Raw genomic sequence first — 25,535 nt, forward strand, 5'->3', positions numbered from 1 at the left:
CATGAGCGAAGAACTCGAAGGCGCGCACAACAAGGCCGAATCGGCGCAGAACGCGATGACGATGCTGGAGATGATCTCCGGGTACTGGGTCACGCAGATCCTGCGCGCCACCGCCGAACTGTCCCTCGTGGACCACGTCACCGCCGGGGCGTCGACCGCCGAGGAGATAGCGGCACGGGAGGGAACCGACCCGGCGACCACCTACCGCCTGCTTCGCGCCGGCGCCTCCATCGGCCTCTTCGGCGACGCCGGGGACCGCCGGTTCCGTGTGACGCCGCTGGGGGGCCTGCTCCGCAAGGGGGCCCCAGGATCGCTGCGCGAGATGGCGATCGTCCAGGGCTCCCCGCTCCACTGGCAGTCCTGGGGAGTGCTTCCGGACGCCGTGCGCAAGGGCGGGACGCAGATGCAGGCCGCCCTGGGGCTCGCGGAGGGCGAGACCCAGTTCGACTACTTCGGCCGGAACCCGGAGGAAGGCGCGTACTTCGCCGCCGCCATGTCCAATGCGACAGGCGTCGTCATCGACGACGTCACCCGCATGCTGGACCTCGAGGGCGTCTCCCTCGCGATTGACGTGGGCGGCTCCACCGGCGCCCTGGTCCAGTCGCTGATGAAGACCCGTCCGGGGCTCACGGGCATGGTCCTGGACCTGCCCCACGTCATGGACAGCGCCGTCCGGGCAGCAGAGGAAGCAGGCGTTCTCGACCGGTTCAGCGCGGTTCCGGGAGACTTCTTCAAGGAGGTGCCGGCAGCCGACCTGTACCTCCTCAAGATGGTCCTGCACGACTGGGACGACGAGCAGTGCGTGCAGATTCTCCGCAATTGCCGCGCCTCGGCGAAGCCGGGAACCCGAGGCGTCGTCATCGAGGCGGTGGTCGGCAGGATCGGCGAGCCGAGCTTCGGAGCCCTTCTGGACATGAACATGCTGGCAGGGACGACCGGGCAGGAAAGGGACTTCGACGCCTACGACGCCCTGTACGCGGCCAGTGGATGGCGGCGGACCTCGACCCTGCAGACCAGCACGCCGTGGTCCGTCCAGGAGATCGTGGCGGTCTGACCGGGCCGGCGGAGCAGGGCGGCGGGACCCCTCCGACCTGCCCGCCGGGCAGGACGGTCGAGGCGGCAGCACGACGAGGCTCCCGGTGGACGGGGTGTCGGCCGAGGTCGGCCGGATCCACCGGGGGCTTCGGTGACCGCCCGACGTCCCCGCCGTGCCCGCCGTCCCCTCGGTGGACGGCCACCCGGGCACCTCCTCGGTACGCGGCATCAGCGCCCGTGCCCGAGGACCGGCCCGACGCCATCGGCGCGGCGGTCGCCCGCCGGCTGGACCGCCACGGCCTGACGGCGGCGGCGTGGGCACCGGGGACGCCCGGGGCACCACAGGCCCCCAGGAGATCACGGGAGCCCCGGACGGCCCCGGGGCCCGGGACCGCCCGCGCGCCACCGCGGCCACGGGCCCTCCTGCTCCCGCGGGCCTCCCTGCCGCCGCGGACCCCGCCGCCCCCTCCCCAACTCCCCACCGTCCCGGGCATCCCGGATGTCACGGACGTCCCGGACGCGGGGAAGGACCTCGTCGCCCGTTCCGTCGCCGGCGACGCGGCCGCGCTGGAGGGGGTGGTCCGCCTCCTCCAGGACCCCCTCTACCGGCCGGCCCTGCGCATGGTCTGGCGCCCGGGCGACGCCGAGGACGCCCTGCAGGAGATCCTGGTGCGGGTCCTCACCCGGCCGGCGACCTGGCGCGCCAAGGCGCAGCTGCTGACGTGGGCGTACCGGATCGGCGTCCACCACCTGCCGAACCTCCGCCGCAGGACCCCGCAGGAGGCGGCGGAGCTCAGCCTGGAGCAGTTCCGCGAGAATCCGGCCGACGGACTGGCGGCGGAGGACCACGCGGGCCCGGAGGCGGCGCTCCTGGCCGAGGAGGCCCGGCTCACCTGCTCGCAGGCGGTCCTGCAGTGCCTGGAGCGCGGCGAACGGGTCGCCTTCGTCCTCGGCCAGGTCTTCGACCTGCCGTCGGACCAGGCGGCGTGGATCCTCGACGTCACCCCGGCCGCGTACCGCAAGCGGCTGGAGCGCGCCCGGCAGCAGGTCCGGGCCTTCATGCGGTCGACCTGCGGGCTGGTCGACCCGCGGGCGTTCTGCCGCTGCGCGCGGCGGGTGGGGGCGGCCGTCGCGTCCGGCCGGGTCGACCCGCGGCGTCCGGCCCTGGCCACGCACCCCGTCAGCCCGGGCGGACGGGACGTCGCCGAGGCCGCCGCCCAGCTGCACCGCCTCCACGACGCCGCCGCCGTCCTGGGCGCCCACCCCGACCACGCCGCCCCGCCCACCCGCGCCGCGGCCGTCCTCACCCTCCTCCGTTCGGGGCGCTTCCCCCTCCTGGAGTGAGGACCGCGGCCTCCGGGACGGGCGGCCCCGCGGGACGGGCGGCACCGGGCGTCCGCCGCAGCCGCCAGGGGCCGACCTGACCGGCCTCCGACCTGCGACGCATCACGGGCCACGCCGGCGTGCACCGTGAGTGTCCCTCAGGCCCCGCCCGGTCCGGCACGGCTTCGGCACGCCCGGTCAGGCACCGAAGCGCTCGGGGTGGGGGCAGACCTCCCACGGCTCGTCCGGGCGGTCGCTCCAGCGCCACCAGAGGTGGCGGTCGCTGCACTGCCACACACCTCGGCAGACACGCCTGCCGTCCTCCTCCCGTCGCGCGAGCACCATCGCCGTACCGGTCATCGACCGGCCGCAGGACGGGCAGCCGGGTGCCGTGCTCGTTGCCTCCACGGCATGACCGTAGTACCCCGCTCGGCCGGCCGGCCCGGTCACCTGCCCCAGCACACGGCACGGTGGTCGACGGAAGGTGCCGGACCGTCCGGCACGGCGGGCGCAGCCGTCCGCTGTCGGGGAGAGCCGGTGCGGCTGCTGCACCTCGCCGTCGGGACTGCACCGGAGCCGCGAGGTTCTGCCTTGCATGTCCGATCGACGGGACCCGCCGCATGCCCTGCCGCAAGACCCTGGGCACGACGGCAGCTGAGGGCTACTGCGCCGGTCGACGGGTTGAAGGCGAGTCGTGGCCGGTCGGCCGGGGCAGCGGTGGTCGCTGCACTCCGCTGCCGTACAGGTGCCCACTGCTCTCTCGGGCGAACGCACAGAGCGCCCCGACGGCCTCCTGGTAGGCGGCCGGCTCGTGCGCCTTGGCCGGCGGCCCGGCAGTCCATCGTTCCCAAAGGCCGCCTGGCCCCAGGTACGCCTCCGCCCGTCCGGTCCCGAGGTGAGTGTCGATATGCAGCAGCGCGCCGATCGCCGGCCCTTGGTCGTAGGACAGTTCGAGTCGCGGCAGGAAGCGGTCCAGATAGGCACAGAGCAGCTCCGCGTCCCCCGCCGTGGCGAACGTGGCGAGCGCCAGGCAGTAGGCGCCGCCCGCGTAGGGATCCTCGCCGGCCAGCAGCAGGGCTCCGAGACGCGCGCGGTACTCCCTGCGACCGGCCACCGAGATGAGCCATGCCGCGGTCCTCCGCTCCCGCCAGCCGCCGTCCAGAAGTGCCTGCAGTTCGTCCGCCGTGATGCCGCCTGTGGCTTCGGCGAGCTCACGAGCGAAGGCCTCCCGCTCTGCCGCACCCATCCGCAGCACGCTCCCGCCGAGCCGCAGGTACCTCCGCCCCGGGGTGACGTAGCGGCGGACCAATTCCAGCAACGAGGGGTCCTCATGCGGGTACGGCACGACGCCATCCTCCCGCATGCCCGTCGGCCCCTGCGCGACGGAGCAGGGAAGCCAGGGCTCGCGCGGCCGGTCCGGAGGACTGCCGTCCCGGGTCTGCCTCGTACGGCCCGGAGACAGCCCCGGGAGGCGCCGCCCGGCACGCGCGCGGGCCAGTCGCGGCGGCAGGCCGTTTGCGCGTGGACGGGCGGGTAATCCCCGGCGGTTCCGTCGCGGACTCAACCGGACGGGGTGACCGGGGACCGCATGCCGAGCCACTGCTCGGCGCCCCAGGCCTCGAACCGCTCCACCTCGGAGAACCCCAGCTTCGCGGCGAGACGCATCGAGCCGACGTTGGCGGTCTGGGTGGTGAGCACCACCGGCTCGCCAGGAAGCGCGCTTGCGAGCCAGCCGAGTGCCGCCGCGCACGCCTCGGCGGCGTACCCGAATCCCCACGCCCGCGGCAGGAACAGGTAGCCGAGATCGGCCTTCCCCGCGGCAGCCGGGCGACGGTGCCCCGTTGCTCTCCTGAGCAGGATCTGGCCGATCATGGCCCCATCGAGATCGACGACGAAGCTTCCGGGCCACCGCTCGGGCGTTCCGGGCATCTCACGCTCAAGCTCGTCACGCGGCCGGGGGCCGCCGAGATAGGTGTGCACCTCCGGCGAGGTGAGCAGTTCGATGAACACCGCACGGTCCCCGGTCTCGGACTCACGGAGCACGAGCCTCTCGGTCCTGATCGGCTCGGGCGGCCACACCACGGGTCCCAGATCCTCCATCCGCGCACGCTAACAGGCGGTCGAGCCGACCCAACGGGAAACGCCAAGTCCACCCGGATCCGGGCAACGCGGCTGAGCCTGGTGGTCACCGGTTCCTGCTCAGCTCGGGCAGGCTCGTCGCCTGCCCGCACCCTGCACGATCGGCCCCCGGTCGTGCAGGGTGCGGGAGTCGTGCTCGACGCGGGTCCCCGACCGGGAAGGCAGCTGAAGATCGTGCCGGCCCCCGCCCTCGGCCACTGGCCCGCCCGGCCCACTCCTTCCCGCCCTGCGGCGCGGAGCGGGCCGCCGCCGGAACGCGGCGGAGCCAGGAGCGGCAGTGAGCGGCGCCGCGGCGAGCGCAACGAGCTTTGACGGAGGCACCTCCACGGCCTGCGGCACACCGGGAACCCCCTGGCAGCGTCCGGCGGGGCCAGCCTGCGGGAGCTGATGCAGCGCATGAGCCACTCGTCGACCCGGGCGGCGCTGGTCTACCAGCACCTCCTGGCCAGCCGTGACGAGGAGATCGCCGCGCACGTCGACGGGCTGATCCGCCGCCTCGGCGACGGGGGCCGCGGGGCGGCATCTGGCACGTGACTGGCACGACGGCCGCCGACCGCTCGCGGCGTCCGGAACGGCAAAGGCCCAGCGCCTCGGCGAAACCGCCGGCGGCCTGGGCCTTCGCCGTGATCGGATCGGGTGGGCGCAGACGGTTTCGAACCGCCGACCCCTGCTTTGTAAGAGCAGTGCTCTACCACTGAGCTATGCGCCCGCGCGGACGTGCGCTCCCGGGAGCGGCACGATCGCAGCGAGAGGTCAGCGTACCTGCTCCGGGGGGTGGAGCGCTGCAGTGCCGGGCGGGCGGGACGGGGGCGGCGGGCGGGGTTGACGGGGGGCGGCGGGTGGGAGGATGGGTTCGGCGACAATGGGGAGCCGATCAGCGGACCGACGGCCGAACTGCCGTACGGGCGGGGGCCGCGCCGGGCGTGGGCGAGCTTGGAGTGCGATGTGACGGCGGGAATCACGCGGGGGCGCCGCAGGTCCGTGCTGGGCGGGCTGGTCGCGCCGCTGCCCCTGCTGGCGGGGTTCGCCGCGGTGGCGCTGGCGGCCGCGCCGATGTCGCACCCGGGCGGAGGGACGCGTTCGTGGTGGCGGCGCAACGAGAACATGCGGGCCGATGCGCAGGCCGCCCGCGACGCCGCCGCGCAGGCCTTCTACGAGCTGGACTCGGCGCAGCGCGACGTGCGGATCTCGGTGGAGACCGTGAAGGCCGTCGACACCTCGCCGCTCGCGCGGCGGGCGGTGGGCGAGTTCGACGACCTGTCGCGGCGGGTGGACGAGGTGAGCAGCGCGTACATCGCCGCCCTGGACGCGCACGACCTGGACGCCGACGGCCTGGAGACGGGAGCCGCGGCCCGGGCCCGCCGCGAGCTGGACCAGGCACGGCAGCAGCTGCAGCGGACGAAGGGCGAGCTGGAGGCGTACCACCGCACGCTGGAGCCGCTGCTGGGCCGGGCCGAGAGCGAGCTGGCGCGGGTGGTCCCGGCGGTGGAGCGGGCGAAGCAGGCGCTGCTGGCGGCGACGGCGGCCCTGGACGCGGTCCGGGAGGCCGGGCTGCGGGCGGACGACATGGCGGCGCGGCTGGCGGCGCTGGCCCCGGAGCTGACCCGGCTGAACGAGGGCGCGGGCCGGCACGGCGTGCAGGAGACGCTGCGGCGCGCCGACGACGTGCTGCGCCGGGCGGAGGCGGTGCGGGGAGAGGCCGAGCACCTGCCGGAGCGGGCGCGTGAGGTCGACCGCCGGGTGGTGAGCCTGCGGACCCGGATGCAGGCGCTGGAGACCAGGGCGGGCACGCTGGACCCGACGCTCAGCGAGCTGCGGCGCCGGTTCAGCGCGGAGTGCTGGCAGGACCTGCAGCGGGTGCCGCGGCAGACCGCGGAGTCGGTGGCGGCGGCGCGGGCCAGGGTGGACGAGGCCGCGGTCGCGCGCGACGAGCAGCGGTGGGCGGACGCGACGGCGGCGCTGGCCACAGCCCGGGCGCTGCTCAACACCTCGGACGGGGCGGTGGCGGCGGTCGGCGAGCGGCTGCGGCAGCTGACCGAGGTGGAGCGGGACCCGAAGGCGGAGATCGAGCGGACCCGGTTCGCGGTGCGGGACGCGCAGCGGCTGGCGATGACGGGCCGCAGCGCCCCGGACCCGCGGCACGCGGCTCCGCTGGACGCGGCGGTGGAGCGGCTGGACCGGGCGGTGGCCGGGCTCACGGGCCGGCATCCGGACTACTGGCACTTCCTGCAGGAGACGGCGGCGGTGCGGGAGACCGCGGCCCGGGTGGTGCAGCGGATCCGGGAGGACATGGGCGCCGGCGGCCGCTGACGCGGACCGGTGGCGGGAACGGGAACGGGAACGGGAGCCTGCGGGGTCGGGCGGCGGGCTTTGCGGCGGGCGGCGGAGCAGGACCGTGCCGCAGGGGCGAGCTACGGGACCGTGCGGGCTGCGGGCGGGGCCGTGCGGCGGGCGCGGGACGGATCCCGGTGCGGGTCGGGCGGCGGGGCGGGGGCGTCTGGGTACGCTGTCGCCATGCCTCGCTACGACTTCCGGTGCCGCTCCTGCGGCGCCACCTTCGAGCTCCGCCGTCCCATGTCGCAGTCCGGTGCGCCGGCCGTCTGCCCCAAAGGGCACGAGGACACGGTGAAGCTGCTCTCCACCGTCGCGGTGACCGGCACGGCCTCCGGCGGCGCGGCCGCCGCCCCGTCCGGGGGCGGGGGCGGCGGCTGCTGCGGCGGAGGCTGCTGCGGGTGACGCGCTCCTCGGACTGAGGAGCGGCCGTCCCGCCCGTGACTGGGGCCGACCCGGGGGGCTTCCCGTCCCGCCGGGGCCGGCCGGGGCGGCCTCCGGCCCTGCGGTCCGTGCGCGGGTGGCTCCGTGTGCAGCTGGTCCCGCGTGCGGGTGTCCCGTACGCGAGTGGTCCCATGCGTGGGTGGTCCCATGCGCGGCTGCTGCACGCCTCCGCCCGTTCGGCGGCCGCCGGGCCGAGCCGCGGCCCTGACGGCCCAAGCCGGCTTACGGTGCCCTCACGGCCCCTGCGCACCCGCTCGGCGACCGGCCTTCGGCGCAGCGCGGCAAGCGCCCGGCGCTGCGTGCTCCCGGGAGCCGGGGCCGCGCTTCCCGGCCGGACGGTGGACGGTGAACGGTGGGCGGATCCGGGCGGCGTTCAGCGCGACACGTCGGCGGACGGCAGGGGGACGGCGGCCGGGCCGTGGGCACGGCCGGTGGCCGCAGGGCGGCCCGGGGCGGCGAGCCAGTCGTGCCAGCCGCCCGTGAGGACGAGGTCGGCCAGGCGGTCGTAGCCCCGCTCGCCCGGGTGGGCTCCGTCGCCGGCCGCCGCCTCGGCCTGCCAGTCCGGGTCCCCGGCGAGCAGCCGGGCCACGGGGATCCACGGCACGCCGGCCCGGTCGCAGACGTCGCGGAGCCGCTCCTCCAGGTCGAGGAGCCGCCGCAGGTGCGCGGCGCCGCGGTCGTGGACGGGCGGCGGGCCGACGACGAGGACGTCCGTGCCGCGGTCGGCGGCCCCGGCGAGCAGCCGGCCGAGGTGGCCGGCGGTGTCGGCGGGCCGGACACGTGGTGCGCCGCCTTCTTCCACCGCGTCGTTGCTGCCGAAGGAGACGACGAGCCGGTGGTCGGCACCGGGTGCGGTGCGGCGGCCGGCCTCGTCCCAGCAGCGGGCGAGGACGTCGGCCGAGGTGTCGCGGCGGACGCCCAGGTTGAAGCCCGTGACGTCGCGGGCGGGATCCGCGGCGGCGGTGGCGGCGAGCACCCGGCCCACCCAGCCGCGGTACTGGGGGTCGCCGACGCCCTGGACGAAGGAGTCGCCGAGGAAGCAGATCCGCAGGGGCCCGCCGCCCGGGACCGGCGTCCCGGCGGCGGCCCGCGCCGGTGCGGCGGCCCGCGCCCCGGCGGCGGCGTGCGCCCCGGCGGCGGAAGGAGCGGTCACCGGCGCCCGGCGGCCGGGGCGAGGCCGCCGTCGCGGACGGGCACGCCCTCCCGCACGTGCTCCAGCAGGCGGCGGACGATCTCCTCGCCGGCCGCGGCGCCCACCTGCGGGAGCGCGGTGACGCCGGGGCCGGTCCAGCCGGTCTCGGCGAGTTCGCCGTGGCCGGGCCGGTAGCCGGCGTCGGCGGCGAGGAGGAGTTCGGCGTCGAGGAGGGAGTCGCCGGCGGTGAGGACGGTGGCGGCGCCGGTACGGCGCTCCACCTCGGCGAGGGCCGCGCTCTTGGTGAGCGGTGCGGGGACGGCGTAGACCTTGCGCCCCTGGAGGGAGACGGTCCAGCCGCGTTCGGCGGCCCAGGCGGTGAGTTCGCCCAGCCAGTGCTCGGGGAGCTGCTCGCGCTCGACGACGAGGTAGGCGAAGAGGTCCTCGGCGACGCGGCGCTTGAGGGTCCACTCGGGGTCGGCGGTGAGGGCCAGGTGGTGGACGACCTCCTCCAGCGGGGCGGAGGCGTCGGCGAGGCGGCCGCGCATGTCGGCGTGCCAGTCGTGGTCGGTCTCGCCGTCGACGAGGAGGTGGCCGCCGTTGGCGCAGATCGCGTAGCGGGGGGTCCAGCCGGGGTGCGGGCCGGGCAGGTTGATCCGCCCGTACTGGGCGCGGGTGCGGGTGGTCGCGGGGACGAAGACGCAGGAGCGGGCCAGCTCGACGAGGAGTTCCGCGGCGTGCTCGGTCATGAAGGAGAGCGGCCTGCCGTTGTGGACCTCGACGGCGAGCAGCCGGGGGGCCTCCTCGTCGGGGACGCCGAGGGCTAGGGCGCGCGGCGAGTAGACGAGGGTGCGGTCGAGGTCGCTGGCGACCAGGAAGCGGGCGGCGGACTGGCGGGGGGCGGTCACCGGGCGGCGCCTTCCGGGGTGGGGCGGACGGCGGCCGGGGGTGCGGGGGTCGCCCCCCGGGACGGCGCCGCGGCGGGGGTGCGGTCGGGGCCGCCGGCGGACGGCGGGCGGGCGGCCGGGAGGCGGGCGCCGGGGAAGCGGGCGGTGGGGCGCCGGCGGGCTGGGGCGGTCACCGGGCGTCACCTGCCGGGGCCGGGGCGGGCAGGGCGGTGGCGGTGGCGGTGGCGCCGGCGGTGGCGGTGGCGGTGGCGGCGGTGCCGTCGTCGCCGGTGGCGCCGCGGGTGTACCGGGGGTGGATGAGGCCGACGCAGGAGTACGGCAGGTCGTCGACCTCCTCGACCGGGACGCCGCGCTGGGCGGCGAGCAGGCGCACGTGGTCGAGGTCGGACCCGGCTCCGCGGCGGGCGAGGACCCGCCAGGGCACCCGGCGCAGCAGGACGCGGGTGGTCTCGCCGACGCCGGGCTTGACCAGGTTGACGCTGCCGATGCCGTACTCCTCGCTGATCCGCTCGACGGCGGCCCAGCCCTCCCAGGTGGGGGCCCGGTCGGCGGGGTCGGCCTCGACGAGGTCGGCGGCGTCGCGGACGGCGTCGTCGCGGACGGCCGGGAAGTGGTCGGCGACGGTGTCGAGGAAGGCGCGGGAGACGTCGGCGGCGGCGAGTTCGCGGTAGTACTTGGCGCCGTGGAAGTCGTCGGGCCCGATGAGGTCGGTGCGCAGCACGGTGCGGGAGACCAGGCCGGAGACGGTGGAGTTGAGGCAGGCGGAGGGGATGAGGAAGTCCTCGCGGGTGCCGTAGGTGGAGACGCAGCGGCCGGGGTCGGCGAGGACGGCGAGGCCGGGGTCGAAGCCGGTGCCGTCGAGGGCGTCGTGGAGTTCGCGGGTGATGGCGCCCTTGCCGGTCCAGCCGTCGACGAAGACGACGTCGAGCGGGTCGTGGTGGGCGGCGAGGTAGCGCAGGGCGACGGGGTCGATGCCGCGGCCGCGGACGATGGAGACCGCGTAGTGGGGCAGGTCGACCCCGTGGGCGTAGGCGGCCCAGCGCCGCATGAGGACGCCGACCGGGGTGCCCGCGCGGGCGAGCGAGGCGAGGACGACGCCGCCGCTGTCGGAGCGGGTGCCGCGCTCGGCGAGGAGCGTCTCGGTGACGGCGCCGACGGCGCGGGCGATGCGGGGCGCGGAGGCGCGCAGCGCTTGGTGGAAGAGCTCCTGGTAGTCGGGGCTCGGCTGGTACTCCACCGGCAGCATCTCGGCGTAGTGGGCGCCGCCGGACTGGATGGCCTCCTCCCGTTCCTCGGTGGGGGCCTCCAGGGGCACGTCGGAGAGGTCGGTGAGCAGCCAGGAGACCTCGTGGGCGGCGTAGGAGGAGAACTGGGGCCCGTGCAGGGGCCCGGGCAGCACTCCCGCGGCCCGGGGCTGGGCCGGGACGGCGGTGCTCGGCATCGTGGTCATGCTCGCCTTCGGTGTGGGCGCCGAATGGTTCGGGCGGGTGGCCGGGGTCGCTGCCGCCGGTGCGTGCGGGGTCGGTGGGCCGGAGGTCGGGGGCCGGAGGTCGGGGGCCGGAGGTCGGGGGCCGGAGGTCGGGGGCGGAGGGGGCCCGGCGGGTCAGGTGCCGGCGGGCCCGGTACGGGCGGGCCCGGTACGGAGGGGCTCGGGGCCCGGGTGGGTTCGGTGTGTTCCAACGTCCCGGGGGGCCGTTCCGGTTCCCCGCGGGGTGCGGGGGCCGGGCAGGCGGGAGGGGACGACGGCCAGGACGACCTGGTCGGTGACCTGCGCGAGGAGGGCGGCGAGGCCGTCGCCGGAGCGGTGGAGCTCGGGCGTGTCGGCGGTGTCGTCGACGACGAGGACGACGGCGTCGAAGCGCCGGGAGGGGTCGGCGCCGGGCGCCACGTTGTAGGCGTAGCGGGTACCGGGGCCGTCGGCGGGGCGGTCGTGGGCGGGGAACGCCAGCCGGGTGCGGATGGCGTAGCCGGGGTCGTCGACGGCGAGGACGGGCGAGCGCGTGGTGGTGGAGAAGCGGACCTCGGCGCGGTCGCCGAGGGCGTGGCCGAGGGCCTCGGCGAGGCGCAGCGGGACGTACATCAGCTCCTCGGAGCCGAGGACGAGGACGCGGCGCGGAGTGCCGGTGAGGGCGGCGGCGAGGCGGCGGCCGAGGCCGGGCAGGGCGGCCTCCAGGCGGCGGCGGTGCTCGGGGGTGAAGCCGTGGCGGCCGCCGTCGGGGAGGCCGGCGGGCCAGTCGAGGCCGGCGCGGACGAGGGGGGCGGGACCGGTGCCGGCGGCGGCCCCGCCGTGGGCCCCGCCGTGGGCCTCGTCGTGCGCCTCGACCAGCGCCTGGGCGCGGGGCAGGACGTCGGCGGGCAGGTGGACGGTGCCGGAGGCCGCGGCGACCAGGTCGAGGCGGGCGCCGAGTGCGGCGGCGGCCTCGGCGAGGTGCCCGCGCTGCCCGGGGTCGCGCATGTCGACGAGGGACACGACGACGTAGCGGTCGCGGGGGTGCGCGGCGTGCAGGGCGCGGATGGTGTTGAGGACGGTCCGGCCGGTGGAGAACTCGTCGTCGACCAGCACCAGCGGCCCGCCGCCGGAGAGGAGGTGCGGGTCCTCGGGGAGCAGCAGGTGGGAGGTGGCGTGGGAGTGCTCCTCCTCGAACCCGCCCACCGGTTCGACGCCGGCCACGGGCCGGCGGGTGGAGTGCAGGTAGGGCGCGCTGCCGAGGCCGTCGGCGACGCTGTGGCCGAGGGCGGTGGCCGTCTCGGCGTAGCCGAGGACGACGGCGCGGCGGGCCTCGTCCGGTCCGAGGAGGTCGCGGACGCGGGCGCCGAGGGCCAGGCCGGCGCCGTGGACGGCGGCGGGGAGCTGGGGGACGTGCTTGCCGAGGACGGTGGAGACCAGGAGGTGGGCGCGGCGGGGGTTGCGGCGCAGGGCGAGGCCGAGGAGGCCGCGCAGGGCGGGGTCGCCGTCCACGCGCACGCCGAGGCGGTCGGCCACCCACTGGCCGGTCCAGGTGTCCTGGTGGGTCAAGGTCCCTGCTCTCTGTCGTCTCTGTCGTCTCTGCGGTCTCTGTCGTCCCTGCCGTCCGCGGTTCCCCGTCGTCCGCGGCGGGGCGCCGTCCGCGGCGGCGGGGGTGTCCGGCGGTGCGTCCCGGGGTCCGTCCGGGGCCGGGCGGCCCCGCGGGGCGCACGCCGGCCGCGGGCGGCCGGCCGGGAACGCCCGTACGACGGTACGTGCCCCGCCGCGGGGACCGTCACCGAGGTCGGGGCCCAGGTGACCATGCGGCGGTGACGGCGGGGTGTCGCCGGGCCGTCCGGCGGGTGTCCGGAGCGGTGGCGGCCCGGGGGCGTGCGGGCGGGGGCGCCCGGCGCGCGGGCGGGGCGTTCAGGAGCACAGGCACGCGGAGAGGAGCTCGGCGAAGGTGACGTCCTCGCGGGCGACGCCGAAGGCGGAGGCGCGCAGCATGACGCGCTGCGCCCAGGCGCGGTGCGGCTTCACCTCGTTCATCTTGTTGGTGTACGCGGACCTCAGGACGCCGCCGCCGGACCGGTCCTCGTGGAGGATGTCGGCGGCGTCGGAGAACTCCTCGTGGGTGACCACGGAGAGGGCGTGCACGGCGGGCACGTGGCTGGGGTGGATGCAGGTCTTGCCGAGCAGGCCGTTGGCGCGGTCGAGCTCGATCTCGCGGATGAGGCCGTCGAGGTCGTGCTCGATGATCCTGCGGCGGACCGCCTCGCCGGGCGGGTCGGTCTGCTGGAGGAAGGGCGAGCGGCGCAGCTGCGGCTTGAACATCCGCTCGTGGACGGGGAAGTACTCCCACACCGGGCCGGTGACGGTGAACCCGGTGCCGTCGGCGCGGCCGAGGACGTTGACCACGTCGCCGATCACGGAGGCGACGAGGGCGACGTCGTAGGCGGTGAGGTCCGGGGAGCGGCGCAGGCCGTAGGCGGAGCACAGGTCGGTGACGCCGAGGCGCACGGCGAGGACCCGGTCGCGGTACTTCTCCAGGACGCGGGCGACGCCGGTCAGCACGTCGCGGCGGGTCTCCAGGTGGGCGAGCTCGGGGGACTCCAGGACCGGCATGGCGAGGAGGCGGTGGCCGGAGGCGGCCTCGGCGGCGGCGAGCGCCTCCAGGAAGGCCGCACCGGAGTCCTCGGTGAACTTCGGCAGCACGAAGCCGGAGAGCACCCGCAGGGCGGGGCCGAGGCGGCGGGTGAGGTCGCCTATCTGCTCGGGGGTGCGGACCCGTATGAAGAGCAGCGGCCAGTCGCCGTCGTCCTCGGGGGTGGCGTCCGCCGGGCCGCCGTGGTGCGGGGTGCCGTCCGCCGGGCCGCCGTGCTCCGCGGCGTCGGCGAGCGCGCGGAGCTGGGCGACGAGGTTGGCCTCGCCGGCGGGGACGTCGCGGTCGTCGATGGCGTCCTCCAGGCAGAGCACCATCGAGACGACGCCGCGGGCGGCCTGCCTGCGGACGTCCTCCAGGAGGCGGGGGCGGGTGGCGGGGCTGTAGAGGGTGGCGCCGAGGGCGGTGGCGAGGACGGCGGGATCGGCGCCGCGGGTGAAGTGCTCGGGTTCGCGGTGGAAGAGCCTCTGCCGGACGTCGTCGTCCAGGTGCCCGAAGTGGCGCATGTGCTCTCCCCTGGTGGTCCGTCCCGCGGGTCGCGGGGGTGGTGGCCGGTGGCGGTCGGTCGGTGTGCGGGCGTGCGTCGGTGCGGACGAGCGGAGGGGTGGGACCCGGCGGCCGGGACGGGGCAGGGCGGCTGCGGCGGCGCCCTGCGGTGTGCACCACGACGACGGCCGCGACCGCACGACTCCCCCGCTACCCCGTGGCAGCCGTTCCATGGGTCCGCCGTCCGCCGTGCGCCCTGCGGGCCGGAGGCCGTTGGCCGACCATCGTACGTACCCCGGGTCCGGAATCCAGACCCGCAACATCGAATTATCGGAGCATTGCCTTCCGGTTCACAGGCGGAGCCGTCCCCCGGCCGCCGCGCGGCGTCCCGGGGGCCGCCGGGAGGCCCCTCGGGACGGGGAGGGCGCGCCGACGGGAGGGCGCGTTGTCCGCGGGGCCCCGCACCGGGCAGGATGGTGCGCCATGACGCAGGTCATGGTGAAGGGTTCCAACATCCCGCTGTCCGCCGCCGCGGTGCGCGCGGTGCTGCGCTGGGGCGCGGCGTCCGGCGCGCCCGACGTGGACGCCTCCGCGCTGCTCCTGGGGGCCGACGGCAGCGTCCGCTCCGACGAGGACTTCGTCTTCTACAACCAGCCGCACCACCCGTCGGGCCTGGTGCGCCACCGCGCCAAGCAGCGGGTCGGCGACGCGGTCGCCGACACCGTCGAGGTGGACCTGGCGCAGCTCCCGGCGGACGTGGACCGGGTGGTGCTCGCCGGCTCCGCCGAGGAGGGCCCCTTCGGCGCCGTGCCGGACCTGCAGGTGCTGCTGTACGACGCCGCGGCGCCCGAGGACGGCGAGCCCCTGGCGCGGTTCGACATCGCGGACGCCGGCGAGGAGACCGCGCTGCTCTGCGCCGAGCTCTACCGGAGGGGCGACGGCTGGAAGTTCCGGGCCATCGGCCAGGGCTACGCCAGCGGACTGGCGGGGCTCGCGACGGACTTCGGGATCGCGGTGGAGGAGGACGGGCCGGTACCGGCGGGGGCGGCCGAGGGCGCCCCCGCGCAGGCGGCCACCGCGCCGGCGCCGCCCGGGCCCGCGCCGGCACCGCCCTCGGAGCGGGAGGACCCGGCGGCCCGGCCGCAGCAGCGCGCCGCGGCCGCGTCCCCCGACGGACCCTCAGCGCCCGCCTGGGAGCCGCCCCGGCCGGATCCGGCCACGGCGTACCCTCCCCCGCCGCCGCGGGCGCCGTCCGCACCCCCGCAGCAGCCGCTCCAGCCCCTCCAGCCCCAGGCGCTGCAGCCGCAGCCGCAGCCGTCGCAGCCCGACCCGGCGGTGTTCACGCTGCCGCCGCAGGGCCCCCAGTTCCAGCCGCGCTGAGCGGGTCCGGCCGGCCCGGCGGCACCGGGCGGCCGCCCCGGGACGGCCGGGGCGGCTCCCTCACTCGGGTGTGCCCTGCGGCGTCTTGTAGCCCCGCTGCCACTGCATGCCGAAGCCGTACAGCCGGTCCAGTTCGGCCTGGAACCCGTAGACGTAGCGCACCTCGCGGCGGACCGTCAGGTTGCCGTCCTTGTTCTCGATCATGACGACCGCGCACGAGCGCGCCTGGGGGGCGCGCTCGTCGAGCGCCACCTCGATCCGCGGCCCGACGTAGGGGAAGAGCGTCACGACCGCGTGGGTGCGGTCGAAGGCGGGCGTGCCGTCGTAGATGTACACGAAGACCAGCAGGCGCTTGAAGCTGTCCCGCTTGTCCAGGTTGATGTACATGGTCTCGCCGGACGGGGCGCCGTACCGGTCGTCGCCGCTGATCTTGATGTACGGGGGCCGCTGGAGGTCGCCGAGGAGGTTGCCCAGCGGCTGGACCACCCCCCGGCTGCCGTCGGCCAGTTCGTACATGCAGGCCAGGTCGAGGTCGACGTTGACCATCGGCCGGGTGGAGACCTGGGGCTGCGTCGGGCGGAAGAGCCCGGGCCGCAGCAGGCCGCCGCGCTGCTGCACCAGGTCGGCCTGACGCATCGTCCAGTGCAGGTTGATCTGCAGGTGTCCGGTGACCGCCCCCTGGTCCGTCAGCGAGACCAGGGGCGACGCCTTCGTCAGCGTCACCTTGTGCAGGCCGGCCGCCTCCACGGCCTGCCGAGACCGCCGCAGGTAGTCCCACAGCGCAGTCACCGATGCCACCCCCCACACCCGTAAGCCCGTACAGCCGTCGTCCGTACACGTCGCACCCGCCCCGCCCTGCGGCGGGCCGGCGGTGCGCCGCCACCCAGGGACTACCCGCGGGACGTGCCCGGGGCACCAGCTTTCCGTACTCGGCCGGAAAACGCCCGACCGCCCCCGCCGCCCTCCGCCTCACCGCTTACTATGCGGCCCCCCGGACGCGATATCGTCATGCCGCACAGGTGTCCCCCGCCGCCCCAGGCGGCGCGACCGCACGTCAGGACACCCTCCTCACCTGCCCGTTGCACGGCCGGAAAGCCGAGGCTCACTCCGCACATGACTCTCTCCTCCATACAGCTGGTCTGGGCCGTCGTCGGCGGCGCCGCGCTGCTCTTCACGGCCATCCTCCTCGTCATGCTCCGCACCAAGCGGACTCCCGCCGAGGCGCAGAACCAGGACTCCTGGGAGCGCAGCGAGGAGCGCCGCCGCCGCAAGGAGATGGTGTACGGCATCGCCTCCTACGTGCTGCTGTTCTGCTGTGCGGCGGTGGCCGCGGCGCTCTCCTTCCACGGGCTGGTCGGCTTCGGACGGGAGAACCTCAACCTGTCCGGCGGCTGGGAGTACCTGGTGCCGTTCGGGCTGGACGGCGCCGCGATGTTCTGCTCGGTGCTGGCGGTCCGCGAGGCCAGCCACGGCGACGCCGCCCTGGGCTCCCGGCTGCTGGTGTGGCTCTTCGCCTTCGCCTCGGCCTGGTTCAACTGGGTCCACGCCCCGCGCGGCGGCGGCCACGACGGCGCCCCCCAGTTCTTCTCCGGCATGTCCATCTCGGCCGCGATCCTCTTCGACCGCGCCCTGAAGCAGACCCGCAAGGCCGCCCTGCGCGAGCAGGGCCTGGTGCCGCGCCCGCTCCCCCAGATCCGCATGGTCCGCTGGCTGCGGGCCCCCCGCGAGACCTACGCCGCCTGGTCGCTGATGCTCCTGGAGGGCGTGCGCAGCCTGGACGAGGCCGTCGAGGAGGTCCGCGACGAGCGGCAGCAGAAGCTGGACTCCAAGGTCCGGGCCCGGGCCGCGGACCGGCGCGAGCGCGCCGAGCTCAAGGCCATCGCCCGCCAGGGCCGGGTGTGGAGCGGCCGCCGCGGCGGGCGCCAGGTTCCGGCGCTGACCGCCGCCGGGGAGCAGCAGCCCGTTACGGAGCCTGCCCCAGGAGCGGCGGAGAGCGCGGTCGGCGCGGCCGCCCTGGAGCCGGCCTCGGTGACCGGGCGGCGGGCCGTCACGGCCGCCCCCGAGTCGGCGGCGCTGCCGGCGGGCCGCACGGTGGACCTCACCGCCGACGACGACACCCTGGCGATGCCGCGGCTGGACTCCCTGGAGCGCAAGCTGCGGGCGATCGAGCAGACCCTGGGCTGACGGACGGCCCGGGGCTCCCGGCCCCGGCTCCTCCGCGCACGCCCCTCCGCCCCCGGGGCGGCCGCGCCCGGCACACGCCGGTCGGCCGCCCCGGGGGCGTTTCCGGGGCTCTCCCGGGGGCCTGCGGGGGCTGCCCGCGTCCGCGGGGGACCCGGGCCGGCTGCGGGGGCGCGCCGGGCGGGCCGCCCCGGACACGGCACCGCCCCGCCGCCCGGTTCGGGCGGCGGGGCGGTGCGCAGGGCGCGGGCGGTGCTCGGGGAGCGGGCGGCGGTCCGGCTTCCGCCGGGCCGCCGGTGCACGCGTCAGACCTCGGAGGTCACCCTCTCGGGCTCCGACGGCCCCCCTGCCGACTCCAGGCGGCGGTTGCGCAGGATCGAGGAGGCCAGCGACGCCAGGATGAAGGCGACGCCGATCAGGCCGGTGACGATCTCCGGGATCTCGTGCTTGATGGAGACCATCAGGATGATCGCCAGGGCGCCGATCGCGTAGTGCGCGCCGTGCTCCAGGTAGACGTAGTCGTCCAGGGTGCCCTTGCGGACCAGGTACACGGTCAGCGACCGGATGTACATGGCGCCGATGCCGAGGCCGAGCGCGATCTGGAAGATGTCGCTGGTGATGGCGAAGGCGCCGACGACGCCGTCGAAGGAGAAGGACGCGTCCAGGACCTCGAGGTAGAGGAAGAGGAAGAAGGCGGCCTTGCCGACCACGCCCGCGACGGACGCGTTGGCGCCCGCGGACGCGGGGGCCTTCTCCGCCGCCTCGCCCTCCTCGGCCTCGTCCTCGTCGCCGTCCTCCAGGGTGCCCTCGAAGACGTTGGCGAGGCCGTTGACCGCGAGGTAGGTGACGAGGCCGAGGAGGCCGGCCAGCAGCACCGTCTCGGCGTGGCCGTCGCCGAAGAAGTTGGCCGACAGGGCCAGCACCACCATGGCGATGAGCACGGAGAGCTGGTCGAGCTTGCCGATCTTCTCCAGGGGGCGCTCGATCCAGCGCAGCCACTGGTAGTCCTTGTCCTCGAAGATGAAGTCGAGGAAGATCATCAGGAGGAACATCCCGCCGAAGGCCGCGATGGCCGGGTGGGCCTCCTGGAGGTGCTGCGCGTAGGTGAGGCCGTCGTAGGTCTTGTCCGAGTGGAGCGCGAGGTCGATCACGGTCCCCGGGCCGATGTGCGCGGTGAGCCCCACCACCAGCAGCGGGAAGACCAGCCTCATGCCGAAGACGGCGATGAGCACGCCGACGGTGAGGAAGATCTTCTGCCAGAAGGGGCTCATCCGCTTGAGCACCGAGGCGTTGACGACCGCGTTGTCGAACGACAGCGAGATCTCGAGGACGGACAGGATCGCCACGACGCCGAACCCGGTGGGGCCCCATACGAGGCCGGCCACGACGAGTCCGACGACCGTGATGGCGAAGGACCATCCGAAAGTGCGGAAGAACACGGGAGTACGTCTACCTTTCGTCGGTGGTCAGGCCAGCGACAGGTCGTCTTTCCCCCGCACTGCCCGCAGTTTTTTACTGAACGTTGACTCCGAAGTCTAGGGCGATACCCCGCAGCCCCGACGCGTACCCCTGTCCGACCGCCCGGAACTTCCACTCGCCCTGGTAGCGGTAGAGCTCGCCGAAGATCATCGCGGTCTCGCTGGAGGCGTCCTCGGTGAGGTCGTAGCGGGCCAGCTCGCTGCCGTCCGCCAGGTTCACGACCCGGATGTAGGCGTTGCGGACGTGGCCGAAGGACTGCATGCGCGCCTCGGCCTCGTAGATCGACACCGGGAACACGATCTTGTCGACCTGCTGCGGCACCAGGTCGAGGTTGACGACGACGACCTCGTCGTCGCCCTCCCCCTCGCCGGTGAGGTTGTCGCCCTGGTGCTCCACCGAGCCCTCGGGGCTCTTGAGGTTGTTGTAGAAGACGAAGTACTCGTCGCCGAGCACCCGGCCGTTGGCGCACAGCAGGGCGCTGGCGTCCAGGTCGAAGGGCGCGCCGGTGGTCGAGCGCGCGTCCCAGCCCAGGCCGATCTGGACCTGGGTGAGGTTGGGTGCGGCCTTGGTGAGGGAGACATTGCCCCCCTTGGCGAGCGTGACGCCCATGTGGTTCTTCCTCCCGTGTCCCGCGCGGCGGCGGGATCTCCCGTGCACACCGGACCGGCTCCTCCGCGCCGCCGCCGCACGGGCGCGCAGGACCACTGCGCCCCCGCCGGCCCGGACGGCTGGTGCCCGGCCCGCTGGACTTGCCGGACTCGCCGGCCGGCCGCCGCTCCGCACGGGTGTGGGTCCCGCATGGGGCGCGGGGCCGCCGGACCGTTCGCCCGGCGGCCCCGCCGCGGCCGTGGTGCGCCGGACTCAGACGTTGACGCCGAAGTCCTGCGCGATGCCGCGCAGGCCCGAGGCGTAGCCCTGGCCGATGGCCCGGAACTTCCACTCGGCGCCGTTGCGGTAGAGCTCGCCGAAGACCATGGCGGTCTCGGTCGAGGCGTCCTCGGACAGGTCGTAGCGGGCGATCTCCGCACCGCCCGCCTGGTTCACCACGCGGATGAAGGCGTTGCGGACCTGGCCGAAGTTCTGCTGGCGGTTCTCGGCGTCGTAGATGGACACCGGGAACACGATCTTGGCGACGTCGGCGGGGACCGCGGCCAGGTTGACCTTGATCTGCTCGTCGTCGCCCTCGCCCTCACCGGTGAGGTTGTCGCCGGTGTGCTCGACGGAGCCGTCGGGGCTCTTGAGGTTGTTGAAGAAGACGAAATTGCCGTCCGCCCCGACCTTGCCGGCCTCGTTGACCAGGAGGGCGCTGGCGTCCAGGTCGAAGTCGGTCCCGGTGGTCGTACGGACGTCCCAGCCCAGGCCGACGATGACGGCGGTCAGGCCGGGCGCCTCCTTGGTGAGCGAGACGTTGCCGCCCTTGCTGAGGCTGACACCCACGAGTCCTCCAATGGTCGGGGAGCACGCCGGTGCCCCCGCGGTGCGGTCTGCCCCGGCCGGTGCGTCCGAAACGGCCGGGGGTCTGTCCGGCCAACGGCCCGATCGTAGTGCCGGGTTCCCCCGGCGGGGATCAGGCGCGGCAGACCGGGAACGGGACGGTCCGGGAGCCCTCGGACCGGGAGCCCCCGGCCCGCGGGCGCTCCGGACCGCGGGTGCCGCGGGCCCCGGACGGGGCGGGCCCGCGGCGCGGCGGCCTCGGGGTGCGGCCGGGTCAGAGCGAGGCGAGCACCTTGAGGTACTCCTGCTCGTCGCGCGCGTCGGGCAGCCCGTTGACGACGGACCAGCGGACCACGCCCTCCTTGTCGATGACGAAGGTGCCGCGGACCGCGCAGCCCTTCTCGTCGTCGAAGACGCCGTAGGCGGTGGCGACGCCGCCGTGCGGCCAGAAGTCGGAGAGCAGCGGGTACTCCAGGCCCTCGCGCTCGCCGAAGACGCGCAGGGTGAAGGGCGAGTCCACGGAGACGGCGAGGATCTGCACGTCGTCGTTCTGCAGGCGGGGCAGCTCCTCCTTGATCGCGCAGAGCTCGCCGGTGCAGACGCCGGTGAACGCGAACGGGTAGAAGACCAGGACGACGCTCTTGGCACCGCGGTAGTCGGAGAGCCTGACCGGCTCGCCGTGCTGGTTCTTCAGCTCGAAGTCCGGGGCCTTGCTGCCGACCTCGATCGCCATGGGTGCGACCCTCCTGTTCGACTGCGCCGTCCCGGGCGGGGCGGCCGGGTCACATCCTTGCACTTCGGGCCGGAGTCCGGGGGCCGGGCTCTGCACCCCGGGGCTCCTCGTGCAGCCGCGTTCGCCAAGGGTGAACGACGGGCGGATAGGCGGACGGTCCGGCGGGCGGGCGGGCGGACGGACGGACGGGCGGGTGCGCGGCCGGCGGAAACGACGGCCGGCGGGCGGGAGCACCGGCGGTCCGCCGGCACACGGCGGCGGGCCCCGCCGGAGAGGTCTCCGGCGGGGCCCGCGGTGCGGCCGGGGAACCGGCCTGCAGATCGGGGTCCGCTCAGCGCTTGGCCGGGCGGGCGGCCTTGGGGGTCGCCAGACGGGTGCCGGCCCAGTCCTTGGCCACCGTCACCGAGCTGGTCTGCGAGAGACCGGCGGTGCGGGCGGCGTCGGCGATGTCGCTGGCCTCCACGTGGCCGTCGCGGCCGGTCTTCGGGGTCAGCAGCCACACCAGGCCGCCGTCCGCGAGGTACTCCTGCGCATCGACCAGGGCGTCGGTGAGATCACCGTCCTCCTCGCGGAACCACAGCAGCACGGCGTCGGCGACGTCGTCGTAGTCCTCGTCGACGAGATCGGTGCCGGTCAGGCCCTCGATCCCCTCGCGGAGCTCCTGGTCGCAGTCGTCGTCGTACCCGAGCTCCTGGACCACCTGTCCGGGCTCGAAGCCCAACCGGAGTGCCGGGTTGGACCTGTCCTCCGCGGGGTCCGCGGTCGCGCTCACGGGAATGACCTCCTGTATCCGGCCCGGCGTCGGTGCCGGGCTTGTGGCCGTAGTCCACACGGGCGGGGCGGTTCGCGCAAGTACCCGGCGCCCGTTCCCGCCCGAACGTTGACGTGTCGCAGCAAGCCTCGCTGTCGATTGTGGGGCCTGTGCCCCGGTTTTGTCCTGATCCGAACGGGCGTGGCGGAGCCGGATGGCGGCCCGCCGGACACCGCTCGGTCGCCGTCCGCCTACCCGCGGTACATCCGGTGCACGCGCGACGGTGAGGACGCGCGCCGTCCGGCGGCGGTTCGCGACGGCGCCCGGCCCCCTTCGGGGGCGCCCGGGACGGGCGCCGTTCGAAGGCACCGCGCGACGCGGCGTAGAGTCTCCTGTTGGCCCTCACACCAGCCCTCACGGGCACAGGTCGGGCCACCTCGTCGTAACAACCGGCACCGGAGCGGTGCGGGCGCCGAGGGTGCGGGCAGCGCGGCCCGTCACCGGGTGCGGCCGCCGCTGCGGCGCCCGACCGGCCCGCCCCGGTGGCGGAACCGGTTACCCATCGGTAGAGATGACGGATCTCCGAGCGCGGTACACGATGGAGGCGGCGCGACACCACCTCAGTTACGACCGACAGTGAAGGAACAGCGTGGCTTCCGGATCCGATCGCAACCCGATCATCATTGGCGGCCTTCCCAGCCAGGTCCCGGACTTCGATCCGGAGGAGACCGCGGAGTGGCTGGAGTCGCTCGACGCGGCCGTGGACGAGCGCGGCCGCGAGCGCGCCCGTTACCTCATGCTGCGGCTGATCGAGCGCGCCCGCGAGAAGCGTGTCGCCGTGCCCGAGATGCGCAGCACGGACTACATCAACACCATCGCGACCAAGAACGAGCCGTTCTTCCCCGGCAACGAGGAGATCGAGCGCAAGGTCCTCAACGCGACCCGCTGGAACGCGGCCGTGATGGTCTCCCGCGCGCAGCGCCCGGGCATCGGCGTCGGCGGCCACATCGCCACCTTCGCCTCCTCCGCGTCGCTGTACGACGTGGGCTTCAACTACTTCTTCCGCGGCAAGGACGCCGAGGGCGCCTCCGGCGACCAGATCTTCTTCCAGGGCCACGCCTCCCCCGGCATCTACGCCCGCGCCTTCCTGCTGGACCGGCTCTCCGAGCAGCAGCTGGACTCCTTCCGCCAGGAGAAGTCCAAGGCGCCGTACGGCCTGTCCAGCTACCCGCACCCGCGCTCCATGCCGGACTTCTGGGAGTTCCCGACCGTGTCGATGGGCCTGGGCCCGCTCGGCGCGATCTTCCAGGCCCGGATGAACCGCTACATCACCGCCCGCGGGATCAAGGACGTCTCGGACTCGCACGTCTGGGCGTTCCTCGGCGACGGCGAGATGGACGAGCCGGAGTCGCTGGGCCAGCTGAGCCTGGCCGCGCGCGAGGGCCTGGACAACCTCACCTTCGTCGTGAACTGCAACCTGCAGCGCCTGGACGGCCCGGTCCGCGGCAACGGCAAGATCATCCAGGAGCTGGAGTCGGTCTTCCGCGGCGCCGGCTGGAACGTGATCAAGCTGATCTGGGACCGCACCTGGGACCCGCTGCTCGCCCAGGACCGCGACGGCGTCCTGGTCGACAAGCTGAACACCACCCCGGACGGCCAGTTCCAGACCTACGCGACCGAGACCGGCGCGTACATCCGGGAGCACTTCTTCGGCAGCGACCTGCGGCTGCGCAAGATGGTCGAGTCGATGACCGACCAGCAGATCCAGCACCTGGGCCGTGGCGGCCACGACCACCGGAAGGTCTACGCCGCCTTCAAGGCCGCCCGCGAGCACACGGGCCAGCCGACGGTGATCCTGGCGCAGACGGTCAAGGGCTGGACGCTCGGCCCGAACTTCGAGGGCCGCAACGCCACGCACCAGATGAAGAAGCTCACGGTCGAGGACCTCAAGCGCTTCCGCGACCGGCTGCACCTCCCGATCACGGACAAGGAGCTGGAGTCCGGCGCCCCGCCGTACTACCACCCCGGCCGGGACTCCGAGGAGATCCAGTACATGCACGACCGCCGGCGCGAGCTCGGCGGCTACGTGCCGACCCGCAAGGTGCGGCCCACGAAGCTGCAGCTGCCCGGGGACGACACCTACAAGGCCATGAAGAAGGGCTCGGGCAACCAGTCCATCGCCACCACGATGGCCTTCGTCCGGCTGCTCAAGGACCTCATGCGGGACAAGGGCATCGGCAACCGCTTCGTGCCGATCGCCCCGGACGAGTACCGCACCTTCGGCATGGACTCGCTCTTCCCCTCGGCGAAGATCTACAACCCGCTGGGGCAGACCTACGAGTCGGTCGACCGCGAGCTGCTGCTGGCGTACAAGGAGTCGCCGACCGGCCAGATGCTGCACGACGGCATCTCCGAGGCCGGCTGCACCGCCTCGCTGATCGCGGCGGGCTCCTCGTACGCGACCCACGGCGAGCACCTCATCCCGGTGTACGTCTTCTACTCGATGTTCGGCTTCCAGCGGACCGGCGACCAGTTCTGGCAGATGGCGGACCAGCTGTCGCGCGGCTTCGTGCTCGGCGCCACCGCGGGCCGCACCACGCTGACCGGCGAGGGCCTGCAGCACGCCGACGGCCACTCGCAGCTGCTGGCCTCGACCAACCCGGCCGTGGTCGCCTACGACCCGGCGTACGGCTTCGAGATCGCCCACATCGTCAAGGACGGCATCCGGCGGATGTTCGGCTCCGACGAGGCGCACCCGAACGGCGAGGACGTCTTCTACTACCTCACCGTCTACAACGAGCCGATCCAGATGCCGGCCGAGCCCGCCGACGTGGACGTCGACGGCATCCTCAAGGGCCTGCACCGGTACCGGGCCGGCGACGCCGGCCAGATCCCGGCGCAGATCCTCGCCTCGGGCGTGGCCGTGCCGTGGGCGCTGGAGGCGCAGCGGATCCTCGCCGAGGAGTGGAACGTCAAGGCCGACGTCTGGTCCGCCACCTCGTGGAACGAGCTGCGCCGCGAGGCGGTGGAGTGCGAGGAGCACAACCTGCTCCACCCCGAGGAGGAGCAGCGCGTCCCGTACGTGACGCGGAAGCTCGCCGGCGCCGAGGGGCCGTTCGTCGCGGTCTCGGACTGGATGCGGGCCGTGCCGGACCAGATCTCCCGCTGGGTGCCGGGCACCTGGCAGTCGCTGGGTGCGGACGGCTTCGGCTTCGCCGACACCCGGGGGGCGGCGCGCCGCTTCTTCCACATCGACGCGCAGTCCGTCGTGCTGGGGGTGCTGACCGAGCTCGCCAAGGAGGGCAAGGTCGACCGCAGCGTGCTGAAGGCGGCCATCGACCGCTACCAGCTGCTGGACGTGTCCGCGGCCGACCCGGGCGCGGCGGGCGGCGACGCCTGACCGTCCCGGTACGCCTCCTCCGCAGGGGCCGGATCCCTCCCCGGGGTCCGGCCCCTGCGGCGTCCCCCGGCCGGGCCGGCCGGGCCCGGCGGCGCCGACGGCGGACCCGGCGCCGTCGACCCCCGCGTGGGGCGGGTCGCTGGAAGCACGCGCCCCCGACGCGCGACGGAGCGCCTCCTCCGGACCATCCGCATGTGAGCAAGCCGTAAAAACCGCCTCCCCAAGGAGGCGCTTTGCGCATTTTCATCCTGGTTCGCTGGGCCGTCCGTGGTC

The 25,535-nt window shown here is 74.9% G+C and carries 20 protein-coding genes, 1 tRNA gene and 1 pseudogene; 8 read left to right on the top strand and 14 right to left on the bottom strand.

The genetic code is table 11. The annotated features are described in order from the left end of the window. The first annotated feature begins 1 nt into the window (after position 1). On the top strand, positions 2-1,054 hold the full coding sequence (locus LO771_RS09325) for an acetylserotonin O-methyltransferase (protein ID WP_230649717.1): 1,053 nt from the start codon (positions 2-4) through the stop codon (positions 1,052-1,054). Between the two features lie 557 nt (positions 1,055-1,611). Continuing rightward, a complete protein-coding gene (locus LO771_RS31285; RefSeq protein ID WP_230649718.1) occupies positions 1,612-2,379 on the top strand; it encodes an RNA polymerase sigma factor in 768 nt (255 codons plus the stop codon). Between the two features lie 177 nt (positions 2,380-2,556). On the opposite strand, the gene LO771_RS09335 is transcribed toward LO771_RS31285, so the two are convergent. From LO771_RS09335 to LO771_RS09345, 3 genes are all read right to left on the bottom strand, one after another. Beyond that, on the bottom strand, positions 2,557-2,766 hold the full coding sequence (locus tag LO771_RS09335; RefSeq protein ID WP_230649720.1) for a dehydrogenase: 210 nt from the start codon (positions 2,764-2,766) through the stop codon (positions 2,557-2,559). Positions 2,767-3,019: 253 nt separating this feature from the next. Then, a complete protein-coding gene (locus tag LO771_RS09340; protein ID WP_230649722.1) occupies positions 3,020-3,703 on the bottom strand; it encodes a DUF6000 family protein in 684 nt (227 codons plus the stop codon). Between the two features lie 215 nt (positions 3,704-3,918). Next, positions 3,919-4,458: a GNAT family N-acetyltransferase gene (locus LO771_RS09345; RefSeq protein WP_230649724.1), complete on the bottom strand. Its 540-nt coding sequence runs from the start codon at positions 4,456-4,458 to the stop codon at positions 3,919-3,921. A 435-nt stretch (positions 4,459-4,893) separates the two neighbouring features. Here LO771_RS09345 and LO771_RS31290 point away from each other — a divergent pair, with 435 nt between their 5' ends. After that, complete coding sequence (locus LO771_RS31290) at positions 4,894-5,031, top strand: integrase (RefSeq protein WP_308188870.1); 138 nt, start codon at positions 4,894-4,896, stop codon at positions 5,029-5,031. A 103-nt stretch (positions 5,032-5,134) separates the two neighbouring features. Here LO771_RS31290 and LO771_RS09355 read toward each other — a convergent pair. Beyond that, a tRNA-Val gene (locus tag LO771_RS09355) sits at positions 5,135-5,206 on the bottom strand. Between the two features lie 344 nt (positions 5,207-5,550). Between LO771_RS09355 and LO771_RS09360 the strand changes: the two genes are divergently transcribed. After that, entirely contained in the window at positions 5,551-6,807 is a 1,257-nt protein-coding gene (locus LO771_RS09360; protein ID WP_230650218.1) for a hypothetical protein, read from the top strand. A 204-nt stretch (positions 6,808-7,011) separates the two neighbouring features. Next, entirely contained in the window at positions 7,012-7,233 is a 222-nt protein-coding gene (locus LO771_RS09370; protein WP_230649726.1) for a zinc ribbon domain-containing protein, read from the top strand. 412 nt (positions 7,234-7,645) lie between these two features. Here LO771_RS09370 and LO771_RS09375 read toward each other — a convergent pair whose 3' ends face one another. From LO771_RS09375 to LO771_RS09390, 4 genes and pseudogenes are all read right to left on the bottom strand, one after another. Next, positions 7,646-8,425 (bottom strand): GDSL-type esterase/lipase family protein, encoded by a 780-nt coding sequence (locus LO771_RS09375; RefSeq protein ID WP_230649728.1) that lies wholly within the window; start codon positions 8,423-8,425, stop codon positions 7,646-7,648. Next, positions 8,422-9,312, bottom strand: coding sequence for an HAD family hydrolase (locus LO771_RS09380; protein ID WP_230649730.1), 891 nt, complete (start codon positions 9,310-9,312; stop codon positions 8,422-8,424). Before LO771_RS09380 ends, LO771_RS09375 begins: the two co-directional genes overlap by 4 nt. A gap of 169 nt (positions 9,313-9,481) precedes the next feature. Beyond that, positions 9,482-12,328 (bottom strand): annotated as a pseudogene (locus tag LO771_RS09385) (phosphoribosyltransferase). A gap of 354 nt (positions 12,329-12,682) precedes the next feature. Next, complete coding sequence (locus LO771_RS09390; protein ID WP_230649732.1) at positions 12,683-13,924, bottom strand: HpcH/HpaI aldolase/citrate lyase family protein; 1,242 nt, start codon at positions 13,922-13,924, stop codon at positions 12,683-12,685. Between the two features lie 463 nt (positions 13,925-14,387). Here LO771_RS09390 and LO771_RS09395 point away from each other — a divergent pair, with 463 nt between their 5' ends. Then, on the top strand, positions 14,388-15,284 hold the full coding sequence (locus LO771_RS09395) for a TerD family protein (RefSeq protein ID WP_230649734.1): 897 nt from the start codon (positions 14,388-14,390) through the stop codon (positions 15,282-15,284). 60 nt (positions 15,285-15,344) lie between these two features. Here LO771_RS09395 and LO771_RS09400 read toward each other — a convergent pair whose 3' ends face one another. Then, complete coding sequence (locus tag LO771_RS09400; RefSeq protein ID WP_255744066.1) at positions 15,345-16,064, bottom strand: Tellurium resistance; 720 nt, start codon at positions 16,062-16,064, stop codon at positions 15,345-15,347. Between the two features lie 333 nt (positions 16,065-16,397). On the opposite strand from LO771_RS09400, the gene LO771_RS09405 reads away from it, so the two are divergent. Continuing rightward, a complete protein-coding gene (locus LO771_RS09405; protein ID WP_230649736.1) occupies positions 16,398-17,468 on the top strand; it encodes a DUF2637 domain-containing protein in 1,071 nt (356 codons plus the stop codon). 302 nt (positions 17,469-17,770) lie between these two features. Here the strand turns inward: LO771_RS09405 and LO771_RS09410 are convergent, their stop codons facing one another. The 5 genes from LO771_RS09410 to LO771_RS09430 all read right to left on the bottom strand — a co-directional run bounded on the left by LO771_RS09410 (position 17,771) and on the right by LO771_RS09430 (position 21,883). Beyond that, entirely contained in the window at positions 17,771-18,904 is a 1,134-nt protein-coding gene (locus tag LO771_RS09410) for a DUF475 domain-containing protein (protein WP_230649738.1), read from the bottom strand. Between the two features lie 73 nt (positions 18,905-18,977). Continuing rightward, a complete protein-coding gene (locus tag LO771_RS09415; RefSeq protein WP_230649740.1) occupies positions 18,978-19,553 on the bottom strand; it encodes a TerD family protein in 576 nt (191 codons plus the stop codon). Positions 19,554-19,805: 252 nt separating this feature from the next. Next, on the bottom strand, positions 19,806-20,381 hold the full coding sequence (locus tag LO771_RS09420; protein ID WP_230649742.1) for a TerD family protein: 576 nt from the start codon (positions 20,379-20,381) through the stop codon (positions 19,806-19,808). A gap of 271 nt (positions 20,382-20,652) precedes the next feature. After that, positions 20,653-21,111, bottom strand: coding sequence for a peroxiredoxin (locus LO771_RS09425; RefSeq protein ID WP_230649744.1), 459 nt, complete (start codon positions 21,109-21,111; stop codon positions 20,653-20,655). A gap of 331 nt (positions 21,112-21,442) precedes the next feature. Next, complete coding sequence (locus tag LO771_RS09430; protein WP_230649746.1) at positions 21,443-21,883, bottom strand: DUF3052 domain-containing protein; 441 nt, start codon at positions 21,881-21,883, stop codon at positions 21,443-21,445. Between the two features lie 628 nt (positions 21,884-22,511). Here LO771_RS09430 and aceE point away from each other — a divergent pair. Then, complete coding sequence (gene aceE, locus LO771_RS09435; protein WP_230649747.1) at positions 22,512-25,262, top strand: pyruvate dehydrogenase (acetyl-transferring), homodimeric type; 2,751 nt, start codon at positions 22,512-22,514, stop codon at positions 25,260-25,262. The last annotated feature ends 273 nt before the right edge of the window (positions 25,263-25,535 follow it).

This window comes from Streptacidiphilus sp. ASG 303 (assembly GCF_020991365.1).
Lineage (GTDB): Bacteria > Actinomycetota > Actinomycetes > Streptomycetales > Streptomycetaceae > Peterkaempfera.